Annotated in this window: 16 protein-coding genes; 13 read left to right on the top strand and 3 right to left on the bottom strand. The window is 72.5% G+C overall.

Going from position 1 to position 12422, the window contains the following annotated elements; genetic code table 11:
* Positions 1 to 57 precede the first annotated feature (57 nt).
* On the top strand, positions 58 to 192 hold the full coding sequence (locus tag BJ958_RS28605; protein ID WP_281367180.1) for a hypothetical protein: 135 nt from the start codon (positions 58 to 60) through the stop codon (positions 190 to 192).
* A gap of 88 nt (positions 193 to 280) precedes the next feature.
* Positions 281 to 415: a hypothetical protein gene (locus tag BJ958_RS28600; protein ID WP_281367179.1), complete on the top strand. Its 135-nt coding sequence runs from the start codon at positions 281 to 283 to the stop codon at positions 413 to 415.
* Between the two features lie 4 nt (positions 416 to 419).
* On the opposite strand, the gene BJ958_RS15330 is transcribed toward BJ958_RS28600, so the two are convergent.
* Together BJ958_RS15330 and cysC are read right to left on the bottom strand one after the other, a co-directional pair.
* On the bottom strand, positions 420 to 1421 hold the full coding sequence (locus BJ958_RS15330) for a TSUP family transporter (RefSeq protein WP_179727806.1): 1002 nt from the start codon (positions 1419 to 1421) through the stop codon (positions 420 to 422).
* A complete protein-coding gene (gene cysC / locus BJ958_RS15325) occupies positions 1422 to 3350 on the bottom strand; it encodes an adenylyl-sulfate kinase (RefSeq protein WP_179727805.1) in 1929 nt (642 codons plus the stop codon).
* A gap of 147 nt (positions 3351 to 3497) precedes the next feature.
* On the opposite strand from cysC, the gene BJ958_RS15320 reads away from it, so the two are divergent.
* From BJ958_RS15320 to BJ958_RS15310, 3 genes are all read left to right on the top strand, one after another.
* The gene (locus tag BJ958_RS15320; protein WP_179727804.1) at positions 3498 to 3941 is read left to right on the top strand and encodes a helix-turn-helix domain-containing protein; all 444 of its coding nucleotides are present in this window, start codon (positions 3498 to 3500) and stop codon (positions 3939 to 3941) included.
* An 8-nt stretch (positions 3942 to 3949) separates the two neighbouring features.
* Complete coding sequence (locus tag BJ958_RS15315; protein ID WP_179727803.1) at positions 3950 to 4591, top strand: hypothetical protein; 642 nt, start codon at positions 3950 to 3952, stop codon at positions 4589 to 4591.
* Positions 4592 to 4670: 79 nt separating this feature from the next.
* Positions 4671 to 4991 carry a DUF2516 family protein gene (locus tag BJ958_RS15310; protein WP_179727802.1) on the top strand — a complete coding sequence of 107 codons (321 nt, stop codon included), beginning with the start codon at positions 4671 to 4673 and terminating at the stop codon, positions 4989 to 4991.
* A gap of 33 nt (positions 4992 to 5024) precedes the next feature.
* Here BJ958_RS15310 and manA read toward each other — a convergent pair whose 3' ends face one another.
* Positions 5025 to 6206: a mannose-6-phosphate isomerase, class I gene (manA, locus tag BJ958_RS15305; protein WP_179727801.1), complete on the bottom strand. Its 1182-nt coding sequence runs from the start codon at positions 6204 to 6206 to the stop codon at positions 5025 to 5027.
* Between the two features lie 106 nt (positions 6207 to 6312).
* Between manA and galE the strand changes: the two genes are divergently transcribed.
* The 8 genes from galE to BJ958_RS15265 all read left to right on the top strand — a co-directional run bounded on the left by galE (position 6313) and on the right by BJ958_RS15265 (position 12420).
* Positions 6313 to 7317, top strand: coding sequence for a UDP-glucose 4-epimerase GalE (gene galE, locus BJ958_RS15300; protein ID WP_179727800.1), 1005 nt, complete (start codon positions 6313 to 6315; stop codon positions 7315 to 7317).
* Positions 7314 to 8144, top strand: coding sequence for an N-acetylmuramoyl-L-alanine amidase (locus BJ958_RS15295; protein ID WP_179727799.1), 831 nt, complete (start codon positions 7314 to 7316; stop codon positions 8142 to 8144). Before galE ends, BJ958_RS15295 begins: the two co-directional genes overlap by 4 nt.
* A 351-nt stretch (positions 8145 to 8495) precedes the next feature.
* The gene (locus BJ958_RS15290; RefSeq protein ID WP_179727798.1) at positions 8496 to 9392 is read left to right on the top strand and encodes a glucosyl-3-phosphoglycerate synthase; all 897 of its coding nucleotides are present in this window, start codon (positions 8496 to 8498) and stop codon (positions 9390 to 9392) included.
* Positions 9392 to 10249 (top strand): dihydropteroate synthase, encoded by an 858-nt coding sequence (gene folP / locus BJ958_RS15285; protein WP_218865777.1) that lies wholly within the window; start codon positions 9392 to 9394, stop codon positions 10247 to 10249. Before BJ958_RS15290 ends, folP begins: the two co-directional genes overlap by 1 nt.
* Positions 10246 to 10707 (top strand): class III extradiol ring-cleavage dioxygenase family protein, encoded by a 462-nt coding sequence (locus BJ958_RS15280; protein ID WP_179727796.1) that lies wholly within the window; start codon positions 10246 to 10248, stop codon positions 10705 to 10707. The genes folP and BJ958_RS15280 overlap by 4 nt, the downstream gene beginning before the upstream one ends.
* Positions 10704 to 11273: a rhomboid family intramembrane serine protease gene (locus tag BJ958_RS27960; RefSeq protein WP_273516564.1), complete on the top strand. Its 570-nt coding sequence runs from the start codon at positions 10704 to 10706 to the stop codon at positions 11271 to 11273. Before BJ958_RS15280 ends, BJ958_RS27960 begins: the two co-directional genes overlap by 4 nt.
* Positions 11270 to 11650, top strand: a complete 381-nt coding sequence (locus tag BJ958_RS15270; protein ID WP_179727794.1) for a VanZ family protein — start codon at positions 11270 to 11272, stop codon at positions 11648 to 11650. The genes BJ958_RS27960 and BJ958_RS15270 overlap by 4 nt, the downstream gene beginning before the upstream one ends.
* On the top strand, positions 11647 to 12420 hold the full coding sequence (locus BJ958_RS15265; RefSeq protein WP_179727792.1) for an enoyl-CoA hydratase-related protein: 774 nt from the start codon (positions 11647 to 11649) through the stop codon (positions 12418 to 12420). The genes BJ958_RS15270 and BJ958_RS15265 overlap by 4 nt, the downstream gene beginning before the upstream one ends.
* The last annotated feature ends 2 nt before the right edge of the window (positions 12421 to 12422 follow it).

Raw genomic sequence — 12422 nt, 5'->3', positions numbered from 1 at the left:
CCTCGCGGCGCCGTCGCGGCACGCTAACGTCGATGTGGGACAACTGGGGGGTTGCTCATGGGAATTCTTGTGGGGCTGGGCGCTGCGTGGACCGTCGCAGCCGCCGTGCTCACGTTCGGGCTCGCGCGGGCGCTCGCCGCGGGGCCGTCGTTCCACGCCGAGAAGGTCGGCGACCTCGACATGGTCGGGTGACCCGAAAGGGCTAGCCGGATCCGCCGATCAGAGGACGGATCGGGCCGGGGCACGGGGGTACCGTGGAGGCAGTTCTAGGGGGACTGCCATGGAGATGCTGATCGGAATCGCGGGTGGCGCGTGGGTCACCGCCGCTGCCGTGCTCACGTTCGGGCTCGCGCGGGCCGCCGCTCACGAGCGGCCGTTCTTCGCCGAGGAGCAGCGCCGGCTCCTGGTCGGCTGACCGCTCAGGCGGGCGTGCGCTTCTTGTCGCGGCTGCCGAACGACTCGATCTCGGCCACGGTGGGTGCGCCGAACATCGACATCCCGAGCTGCTTGCGCAGCAGGCCCCACACGAGTGGGACCAGCACCAGCATCGCGACGCCGATCGCGGCGACCAGCACGGCCTCGAGGGTCTCGTGGCCCTCGCCGAACGGGTGCAGACCTGCCTTGAACAGCAGGGCCACGCCCGACATCGTCAGCACGATCACGATGCCGCGGCGGATGAACGACTGAGGCACCCGCGGCGCGAGCCGGGAGCCGAGCAGCGTGCCGGGGACCGAGCCGAGGACCAGCGGGATGACCAGGTCCCACTCGAGGCCGTGGATCGCGATGTTGGCCAGCGCCGCGCTGAGCACCAGCGGCACGGCCTGGACCAGGTCGGTGCCGACCAGGCGGACGGCCGACAGCCCCGGGTAGAGCATCAGCAGCGCGATCATGATGACCGAGCCGGAGCCGACGCTGGTGACGCCGACCAGCAGGCCGCCGAGCATGCCGACGAGCAGCGTCGGGACCGGCCGGATCCGCGGGTTGTCGTCGGGCAGCGCACCGCCGCGGCGCACCCGCTTGAGGTTGATGTAGAGGCGCAGGGCGTACGTCGACGCGGCGAACAGCAGCGCGATGCCGATGCACAGCTTGAGCGTCTTCTCCAGCTCGGTCGGGTCGTCGGTGACCGCCTGGACCAGCCAGGGCCCGAGGAAGGCCATCGGCACCGAGCCGAGGATCAGCCAGCCGGCGAGGCGCAGGTTGGGCGAGCCCTCCTTCGCGTGCGTGAGTGCGCCACCGGTCTTGTAGACCGCCGCGGCGGTCAGGTCGGCGGTGACGATCGACGCGGTGTGGCCGACGCCGAGGAAGATCAGCGCGGGCGTCATCAGCGCACCGCCGCCCATGCCCGTCAGGCCGACGACGATGCCGACGAAGAAGCCGGCTGCCGCGATGGAGAGCGCGGTCAGGGTGAGGATGTCGTCCACTTACTCGTCGCCTGTCTGTACGGAGGTCGGGGCGGAGGTCCGGGCGGTCGCGGGCTGAGCCAGGCGGCGCAGCACGGACTGGAGGAGGGCGTCGATCTGGTCGGCCGACACCTCGGCTGCTGCCTTGCCCCGCCGGTACGGGTCCCGGATGTCGTGGTGCTCGGCCGTGCCCGCCCGGCGGTGGCCGACGGCGGTCACGAGCTCGGCGCCGTGCAGGTCCGCGTCGACCCGCTCGACCGACTCGGCGAACTGGGCCAGCGTGAACGCCTTGCGGAAGGCGCCCGGCACCTCCTCGAGCACGAACTGCCGGTGCGACGCCTCGGCGGTCAGCACCAGGTCGGCGGCCTCGATCAGGTCGTCGGTCAGCGGTCGGCTGGCGAAGCCGTTGACCAGGTCGGCGCTGACGCCGCGCTCGGAGAGCACCTCGGCCATGGTCCGGTCGACCCGGTGCGCGTTGAAGCCGTGGGTGCCTGCGCTGGCGAACTCGATGCCGCTGTCGGCGCCGGCGAGGGCCCGCGAGCGGAGCTCCATGTACGGCGAGCGGCAGATGTTGGCGGTGCACACGAAGAGCACCCGCAGCGAGCGCGTGCCGCCGGTGGTCGTGCGGGCGCCGGAGGGCTCCTCGTCGACGGGCTCGGGGGCGACGTCCGGGCCGGCCGCTACGATCTCGGCGATCTCGGGACCGGGGGCCGGGTCCGCGGGGGCCGCGGTGGCGGTCGGCTCGGGGGCCGTGAGGTCGACGTACCCGGCCGTGCGCAGCGCCAGGACGACGTCCTCGAGGGCCTCCTCGATCGTGCGGCCGGTGGTGTCGACGCGGACGTCGGCGTCCTGCGGCTCCTCGTAGGGCGAGGAGATGCCGGTGAACTCGGGGATCTCGCCGCGGCGGGCCTTGGCGTACAGGCCCTTGCGGTCACGGCGCTCGCACTCCTCGAGCGGCGTCGCGACGTGGACGAGGAAGAACGCTCCGCCGGCCTGGTCCACCATCGCCCGCACCTGCTGGCGGGTCTCGTCGAAGGGGGCGATCGGGCTGCAGACCGCGATCCCGCCGTGGCGGGAGATCTCCGCGGCCACCCAGCCGATGCGGCGGATGTTGGTCTCGCGGTCCTCCTTGGAGAAGGTCAGGCCCGCGGACAGGTTGCGGCGCACGACGTCGCCGTCGAGGCTGGTCAGGCTCCGGCCGCCGTGCTCGAGCAGGCGGTCCATCAGGGCCTGGGCGAGGGTGGACTTGCCGCTGCCGGACAGACCGGTGAAGAAGAGCACCAGGCCCTGCTGGTCGAGGCGCGGGCGCTCGGCCTCGGCGATGTCGGCGAGGCCGGGCAGGAGGTGGCCGCCGTACGCGAGCTCCACGACCGGGTCGCTGTCCGCGTACGACGTCAGCACGGAGATGCGCAGTGCCGGGTCGGCGAGCGAGCCGTGGTCGGCGAGCGGTACGGCGACCACCTCGGCGTCGATCGCCTCGGCGACCCGCAGCGTCGCGCGGAGCAGGCCGACCGGGCTGACCGCGGGGGTGCCCGTGCCGACGAGCGCGAGCAGCACGACCGGGCCGAGCCCGCGCAGCTGCTCGACCTGGACGTCGGTCATCAGGTCGGTGACGGGGACGAAGGTGCGCCCGGCGTACTGCTCCCGAACGGCAGCGGGGGACAGGTGCAGACGGCGGAAGGGGCCGTGCTGCGCGTGCGTCAACGGCGTCACCGCGACGCCGCGCAGCACGCTGGAGACCCGGGCGAGAGGCAGGCCCTCGGGGTCGACCAGCTCGACCTCGTTGCCCTCGTCGAGATGCGTGAGCAGCTCGTCGGGCAGGGAGAGCGTGAGGGGGCTGCCCGGCTCGTTGAACCCGCGGATCGGGTCGGCTGCTCCGGACGTCAGCAGCTCGAGGTCGTCGAGCTCGCGCTGCGTCGGGCAGTGCTGGGGCAGGGGCGGGCGTGACACACGGGTGATCGTACAGAGTCGAGTGAGTTGATTCGATTTGAACAGTGAAAGGTGGGACCGGTCGGCCAGCGCACGAGCAGGGCTTGTGAACGAGTTCACGCCACCGGTGCTTGCACTTTGCTAACTATTGCTAGCACCATGGTGCCCATGGCCAAGGGCAAGGTGGGGAAGACCGTCGGGTCGCTGGGTGACTACCTCAAGGAGCAGCGGGTGTCCGCCCGTCTGTCCCTGCGGCAGCTCGCCGACCAGGCGGGTGTCTCCAACCCGTACCTGAGCCAGATCGAGCGGGGGCTCCGCAAGCCTTCTGCCGAGGTGCTCCAGCAGATCGCGAAGGCACTGCGGATCTCCGCCGAGCAGCTCTACATCAGGGCCGGGATCCTCAGCCCTGATGACGGCGTGGGGGGATCGGTGGAGCTCGCCATCATCAGCGACACCGGCCTCACCGAGCGACAGAAGCAGTCGCTCCTCGATGTCTACGCATCGTTCCTCGCGCTCAACGCAGCCGACGGCTCCCCGGAGGCCGCAGCGGCGCAGGAAGACGCGCCAACCAACACCGAGACGGACTCTGACGCCGTCGCCAACGAAGGGTGAAACCAGCAATGCCGAAGCTCGAGCTCCCCAAGATCGAGATCCCGACCATCGACCTCAAGAAGGTCGACCTCCCCGAGATCCCCGCGGCTGCCGCGAAGCCGATCTACGCCGGTGTCGGCGTGATCGACCTGGCCGTCGAGGAGGTCAAGACCTACGTCGCCGACGTGCAGGCCAAGGCCATCGCCTACGTCGCCGACGTGCAGAAGGACGTCACCGCCCGCGTGGCCGACGTGCAGAGCACCGTCAAGGGCTTCGAGCTCCCCGAGCCCAAGAGCCTGCAGGACAAGGCCATCGCCACCTTCGCCGAGCGCCGCACCCAGGCCGAGGCCCGCATCGCCGGCCTGCAGGCCGACGCCAAGGCCCTCCCGGCCAAGGTCCAGAGCAGCGTCAAGGGTGCGTACGACGAGAACGTCGCCACGGCCACCGCGCTCTACGCCGACCTCGCCAAGCGCGGCGAGGGCGTCGTGGTGAAGCTGCGCACCGGCGAGGCCCCGAAGGCCACGGCCACGAAGGCCCCTGCCGCCACGAAGGCCCCGGCTGCCAAGAAGGCCCCGGCCGCGAAGAAGGCCGCTCCGTCCAAGAAGGCGCCGGCCAAGAAGGCCCCCGCCGCCAAGAAGGCCCCGGCCAAGAAGGCCACCCCGGCCAGCTGAACCGGTTGAGCACGAGCGGCCCCGAGGCATCCGCCTCGGGGCCGTTCTGCGTGCTCGGGCCCTCATCTACGCTGGGGGCATGAGCGATGCCTTCGTCCCCCCGTTGCCGAGCTGGCTCGGCGCGGGAGCCGACATCGAGGCGTGGATCTTCATCGGCGTCTCGTTCGCGCTGCTCGCCATCAAGATCTTCGCCTTCGTCAGCGCCATCCTGTACTCCGCCGAGTCGTACTCCGCGGCCGACAAGATGTCCAAGCCCGCCTGGTGCGCGATCCTCGGGATCGGGCTGCTGATCCAGGTGGTGCCGGTGCCGTTGAGCCTGGTCAACCTCGCGCTGCTGGTCGCGGCGCTGGTCTACCTGGCCGACGTGCGACCGGCCCTTGCGGGCCTGCGCCGCCGCTGACCCGGTGACCCGCGGGCGCCGAGGGCGCCCGGCTCAGAGCAGGTCGAACAGCTGGCCGCGGGCGTCGGTGGCCGGCACGAACGCCTGGGCGATCTCGCCGGTCCCGGCGACCCGCAGCTCACCGTCGCCGGCGTCGGCGTACGCGACGTCGCCGCGGCGCAGGCGCAGCACCTCGTCGCGACGGTTGGCCAGGGCCACCTCGCCGCCGGTGCAGACCAGCAGCCGCGGTCCGGAGGCCGGGAGGACGACGCCGGCCGGGTCGGCCGGTGAGCTCTGGGTGACCGACAACGCGAAGTCGCCGCACGGGCTGAAGACGTCGGTGGAGAAGTTGAACACGATCGGCTCGACGCGGGCGGCGCGGGAGGTGCCCTCCTCCAGGCAGCGCACCAGGCCCTCGGGGTCGACGTGCTTGGTCGTCAGCCCGGCACGGAGCACGTTGTCGGACGACACCATCACCTCCAGGCACATCCCGCGCAGGTGCGCGTGGATGATCCCCGTGGCGAGGTACGCCGCCTCGCCGGCCTGCAGCGTGAGCCGGTTCATCAGCAGCGAGACGATGACGCCCACGTCGCCGGGGTTGGTCTCGGCGAGCTCGACGGCGGTCTCGAACGCGCGCTTGACGTCGAGGCCCGCGTCGAGCGCCTTCTGGCACGCCTGCGCGACCTCGGTGACGACCTCACCGCTCGGCGGTGCGGCGAGCAGGCCCTCGATCAGTCGCACGATGCCCGGGAAGCCGCTGTTCTCGACCAGCCCTGCCGTCAGCTCGTCGGCGAGCGGGTGGTCCAGCGCGTGCAGCAGGCGCATGATCTCCGAGGTGCGCCGGAGCCCGACCAAGGTGTCGAAGGTCGTGAGGGCGTAGACCATCTCCGGCTTGGGGTGGGGGTCCTTGAAGACCCGCTCGGGCGCGCTGATCGCGATCCCGGCCTCCTCCTCGGCCGCGAACCCGGCGGCGGCGCGTGGCGCGTCCGGGTGCACCTGGATCGAGAGCGGCCGGTCCGCGGCCAGCACCTTGAGCATGAAGCCCAGCTCGCCCGCGACCTCGGTCAGCGGCCGCTTCTCGCCGGCGGCGTCGACCACCTGGGCCGGACCGAGCGGGTGCGTGCCGACCCACATCTCGGCGACCCGCCGGCCGTCGGCATCACGGCGCAGGAAGCCCGGGATGGCGTCGGCGGAACCCCAGTCGTAGGACTGGGTGGCGCAGTCGAGCGCGAGCAAGGGGAACCTCCTGGGGAGCAGTGGACACCAGGACTTTACTGGCGGGTCGTGAACCGCGCGGTGCATCGCCCGATCCCGGGTGCCCGACTCTCAGTAGGGTCGGGGCATGAAGGTTCTCGTGACCGGCGGCGCCGGGTACCTCGGATCGATCACGGCGAAGGCGCTCGAGCAGGCCGGCCACACGCCGGTGGTCCTCGACTCCCTGCTGAGCGGACCGCGGGCGTACGTCGGCGACCGCATCTTCTACGAGGGCGACGTCGCGGACCGGGCGCTGCTGCGCCGGATCGTGTCCGAGCACCCCGACCTCGACGCGACCGTGCACATGGCGGCAAGGATCGTCGTGCCGGAGTCGGTCGAGCTGCCCTACGAGTACTACCGCGACAACGTGGCGAAGTCGCTGGAGATGTTCGACGAGCTCACGGCGCTGGGCAAGCCGCGGATCCTGTTCTCCTCGACGGCCTCGCTGTACGCGCTCACCCCGCAGTTCGAGGTGACCGAGGAGGACGCGGTCGACCCGACCTCGCCGTACGCCCGGACCAAGCGGATGATGGAGCAGGTCCTCGAGGACCTCGCGAAGGCCACGGACCTGCGGGCGATCATCCTGCGCTACTTCAACCCGATCGGTGCCGACCCCGACCTGACGACCGGCTACCACCTGCGCGACGCGACCCACGTGGTGCCGCTGATGGCGCAGACCGCGCTCGGCTACCGGGAGAGCTTCACGCTCACCGGCACCGACCACCCGACCCGTGACGGCACGGGTATCCGCGACTACATCCACGTCTGGGACCTGGCCCGCGCGCACGTGCGGGCGATCGAGGAGTTCGACTCCGTCCTGGAGGAGGTCGGGGCGCCGTACACCTACATCAACCTCGGCTCCGGCGACGGCGTGACCGTGCGCGAGCTGCTCGCGGCCGTCGAGCGCGTGGTCGGGAAGCCGGTCCCCGTCGTCGAGGCGCCGGCACGACCGGGCGACGCGGCCGGTGCGTACGCCAACGCCGACAAGGCGCTCCGGCTGCTGGGCTGGCGCACCGAGCTCTCGCTGGACGAGGCGATCTCCTCCGCGCTGGCGTGGGGCGAGAAGCGGAAGGACGTGCTGGGGTACGCGTGAGTCCCGCGCCCGCTGCCCTGATCGCCGTCGCGCTGCTCGTGGCGGGGTGCACGACGGACGGCCCGGGAGGGACGCCGGCGCCCTCGCCGACCGAGCCGGCGCCGAGCGCGTCGGTGACCGCGCCGACGCCGCCCTCTCCCGCGCCGCAGCCGCTCGCCGGCCGCGTCGTCGTCCTCGACCCGGGGCACCAGCTCGGCAACGGGCGGTTCCCGGCCGAGGTCGACCGGCTGGTCGACGCCGGCGGCTTCGACAAGGCCTGCAACACGACGGGCACGTCCACCGACGACGGCTACCCGGAGGCGACCTTCACCTGGCAGGTGGCGGTGGAGGTACGCCGCCGGCTGCGTGCACTGGGAGCGCGGGTGGTGATGACACGCGACGACAACTCCGCCTCGGAGTGGGGACCGTGCATCGACGAGCGCGGGCGGATCGGCAACCCGGGCGAGCCGGGGCCGACGGCCGACGTGCGGATCAGCCTGCACGCCGACGGGAACCGGTCGTCGACCGCGCACGGGTTCCACGTGATCAGGCCCGGCGAGCGGTCCGGCTGGACCGACGACGTCGTCGCGCCGTCGGAGCGGTTGGCGCTCGCGCTGCGCGACGCGCTCGTCCGCGCGGGGTTCGCGCCGTCGACGTACCTCGGCGAGGACGGGATCGACGTCCGCACGGACCTCGGCACCCTCAACCACTCCGACGTGCCGGTGGTGATGGCCGAGCTCGGAAACATGCGCGACGCCGGTGACGCCGCGGTGATGGAGAGCGACGCGGGACGCCGTCGCTACGCGCGGGCCGTGGTCACTGCGGTCCGCACGTTCCTCGGGGCCTGAGCCTCGGGGGCGAGCTTGGGGGACGAGCCTGGGGGTCGAGGGCGCTCAGCTGCGGGCGTGCCTCCCGAGTGGGGGCGGGGCCAGCGGTGGCGCGGGCATCCGGTCGGGCCCCTCGATCGACTGCGCAGGTGCGCGTCGTCGCGGGCGGCGGGTGTGGCGCTCGATGTGCGGACAGCCGCGAGGCCCGTGCTTGAGCACGCAGCGCACCTTGCGTCGGAAACGGCGAAACGACATGACCAACTCCAGGGGGGAGGGAGCACCCACAATTCCCGAGACCCTTCGACACTAACACCGGGTTCAGGGGTTGGGGAGGCGATCGGACCCTCGAATGCGCGGGGTAGGTTGACGGGCATGGGCATCCGGGCCGGCCACTGGGACGACTGGGCCCTCGAGGGACTGCTGGGGCGGAAAGCCGCTACCGGGCAGCGCGTCAGCCTCGTCGTACCCGCCCGCAACGAGGCGGCCACCGTCGGTGACGTCGTGTCCCGGGTCCGCTCGGCACTGATGGACACGGTGTCGCTCGTCGACGAGGTGGTCGTGATCGACAGCGACTCCGTCGACGACACGTACGCCGTCGCGGAGTCCGCCGGTGCGCGGGTGCACCGCTCCGCCGAGATCCGCCCCGACCTCGGCACCCACCCGGGCAAGGGCGAGGCGATGTGGAAGTCGCTGTTCGTGACGTCGGGCGACCTCGTGGTCTTCATGGACGCCGACCTGCACGACTGGGACACCCACTTCGTGCCCGGCCTGCTCGGCCCGCTGCTGCACGAGCCCGAGGTGCAGCTGGTGAAGGGCTTCTACGACCGTCCCGGCGCCGACGGTCCCCTCGAGGGCGGCCGGGTCACCGAGCTGGTCGCGCGGCCGCTGATCGCGCTGCTGTTCCCTGCCCTGGCGGGCCTGGTGCAGCCGCTGGCAGGGGAGTGGGCCGTACGACGCACCTGGTTCGCCGGGCTGTCGGTCCCGACCGGGTACGCCGTCGAGCTGGCCGCGCTCGTCGACACGGTCCGCCGGGCCGGCCCCGGGGCCATCGCCCAGGTCGACCTCGGCGTGCGGGCGCACCGGCACCAGGCGCTGCGCGACCTCGGCGGCATGGCGACCCAGATCCTCGCGGCCGCCCTCGCGCGGGCCGGCGTGGCGGGGGCCGGTGCCGACGGGGAGGCGGTGCTGCGACAGTACCTGCGCGGGCTCGAGCCGGTGGAGCGCGTCGTACCGACCCTCGAGCGACCGGCGGCGGAGGCGTACCTGTGATGAAGCTCGGACGGCACGCGTTCGGGGACGACGAGGCGCTGATGATGGCGATCGTCAACCGGACGCCGGACTCGTTCTTCGACAAGGGCGCCACCTGGGCCGAGGACGCCGCGTTCGCGCGGGTCGCCGAGGTGGTCGCGCAGGGCGCGGAGATCGTCGACATCGGCGGCATCAAGGCCGCGCCCGGCGTCGAGATCTCGGCGGCCGAGGAGAAGGCCCGGGTCGTCGACTTCGTCGCGCGGGTGCGGGAGACCTACCCCGAGCTGGTCATCTCGGTCGACACCTGGCGGGCCGAGGTCGGCGCCGCCGTGTGCGCGGCCGGCGCCGACGTCCTCAACGACGCGTGGGGCGGCGCGGACCCCGAGCTGGTCGACGTCGCGGCGCAGCACGACGCCGCGATCATCTGCACCCACACCGGCGGCGTGACGCCGCGGACCCGTCCCTACCGGATCGAGTACGACGACGTGGTGGCCTCCGCGATCGCCGACACCGTCGCCTACGCCGAGCGGGCGCTGGAGGCGGGCGTCGCGCGGGAGTCGATCGTGATCGACCCGGCCCACGACTTCGGCAAGAACACCTTCCACTCGCTCGAGGTCACCCGCCGGCTGGGAGAGATGGTCGCGACCGGCTGGCCGGTCCTCGTGTCGTTGTCCAACAAGGACTTCGTGGGCGAGACCCTGGGGCTCGAGGTCGGCGAGCGGCTGCTCGGCACGCTGGCCGCCACGTCGGTCTGCGCGCTCGCCGGTGCCCGGATCTACCGGGTCCACCAGGTCGTCGAGACCCGGCAGACCGTGGACATGGTGTGGTCGATCGCCGGGCGTCGAGCGCCGCTGCGCGCCATCCGGGGCATCCAGTGATCGCGCTCGTGCCGGGCGTCCCGGCCCTGCTGCCGTCGTACGCCTCGCTGGAGGACCCGGTCGCCGACCTGCGTGCGGCCTGTCTCGCGGCGGTGGCTGCGCTGGGGCCGCGGGTGCGGGTGGTCGCGTCGGGGTCCTCGGGCGAGCGGGTCGCCGAGGCGCTGGTGGCTGCGGTCGGTGGCGAGGTGGTCGCCGACGGCGAGAGCGGCCTGCTCGTGGTCGGCAACGGCTCTGCCAAGCGCACCGAGAAGGCGCCCGGGCACTTCGACGAGCGGGCGGAGGCGTTCGACGCCTCGCTCCGGGTGTCCTTCGACGGGATCGACCCTGCGCTGGCGGCCGACCTGTGGGCCGACACCGACTGCCTGCCCGGGCTGCCGTCGCTGGCCGAGGCGGAGGTGACCTACGACGACGCGCCGTACGGCGTGCAGTACTGGGTCGCGACCTGGGACGTCGCGTGAGCGACCTCCGCGCCCGGCCCGGCTGGCAGGTGGCCGCGATCGGTGCGGTCGGCTTCGTCGTCCTGCTGTGGGGGATCGAGCTCGTCGACGTCGCCGCCTCGCACCGGCTCGACGGCTGGGGCATCCGGCCGCGGTCCGGTGAGGGCCTGCTCGGCATCCTCGCGGCGCCACTCCTGCACGGCGGGTGGGGGCACCTGAGCGCGAACACGGTGCCGGCGCTGGTGCTCGGCTTCCTCACGCTCGCCACCGGCATCGGCCGCGGACTCGTCGCGACCCTGGTCATCTGGCTGCTCGGCGGCCTCGCGGTCTGGCTGGTCGCCGGAGGCAGCTCGGTGCACCTGGGGGCGTCGGGGCTGATCTTCGGATGGTTGACCTACCTGGTCGTGCAGGGCTTCGTCGACCACGAGCCGCTGGAGATCCTCGTCGGGCTCGGTGTGCTGGTGGTCTACGGCGGCGTGCTGTGGGGCGTGCTTCCCGGGACCCCCGGCGTGTCCTGGCAGGGACACCTGTTCGGCGCTCTCGCGGGCGTGGTGGCCGCGTTCGTCGTACGCGAGCGCTCGGCGTGAAGGCGCTGCACCTGCCCTGGCTGTGGCTGGGAGCCTGGCTGGCTCTCGTGCTCGCGGTGGTCGTCCTGTCGCTGGGCTCGCCGCCGCCGGCGCCCGGTGTACCGGCGAGCGACAAGTGGGAGCACCTCGTGGTCTACGGGCTGCTGTCGTCGACCGCGGTGCAGCTGTTCCGTCCCGGCCGGCCGCTGCTCGCCGTGGCCGCTGCACTGGTGCTGCTCGGCATCGGGCTCGAGATCGCTCAGGGCACGCTCACCACCGACCGGATGATGGACTGGCGCGATGCGGTCGCCAACGCGCTCGGTGTCGGGCTCGGGCTCCTCACCAGCCGGACGCGGATGCGGGACGCACTCCTGGCCGCCGTACCCTCGCGGACGTGAGTGCTGAGCTGCTGATCGACCGTGACCACCCCGGTGTGGTCGAGGTGACCTTCAACCGTCCCGAGCGACGCAACGCCTTCACGAAGGCGATGTACCGCGCGATGCGCGAGCTGTGGCTCGAGCTGGCCGAGGACCGGTCAGTGCGGGTCGTCGTGCTCAGGGGCGAGGGCGGCAAGGCCTTCGCGGCCGGCAACGAGATCTCCGACTTCCTCGAGGCCGACGCGGTCGAGTACGAGACCTGGATCCGCGAGATGCTCGACGGCCTGTTCGCGCTCCCGCAGGTCACCGTCGCCGCGATCGACGGCGTCTGCGTCGGCGGCGGCCTGGCCGTCGCCACCACCTGCGACCTGCGCGTGGCGACCGCGTCCTCCCGGTTCGGCTACCCGATCGCCCGCACCCTCGGCAACGCCCTCTCCTCGCCGGTCCTCTACCGCTGCGCCGAGGTCTTCGGCGAGTCCCTCACCCGCGAGATGCTCCTCGCCTCGCGCCTGGTCACCGCCGACCGCGCGTACGCCGCCGGCGCGATCCTCGCCGAGGTGGCCGACCGGGCCGCGCTCGACGCCGAGGTCTCCGGGTTGGTCGAGGGGATCCTCCAGGCCTCGCCCGTCACCCTGCGGGTCACCAAGCAGCAGCTGCGCCGCCGAGCATCCATCACCGAGACCGCACCGGTGGACGAGGAGCCGTTGCTGCGGGAGGTCTACGGCGGCCCGGACTTCGCCGAGGGGGTCCGGGCGTTCCTGGCCAAGGAGAAGCCCGCCTTCCGGGGCTGAGG

The sequence above is a fragment of the Nocardioides kongjuensis genome (assembly GCF_013409625.1).
Lineage (GTDB): Bacteria > Actinomycetota > Actinomycetes > Propionibacteriales > Nocardioidaceae > Nocardioides > Nocardioides kongjuensis.
This window is presented reverse-complemented; position numbering and strand designations above follow the sequence as displayed.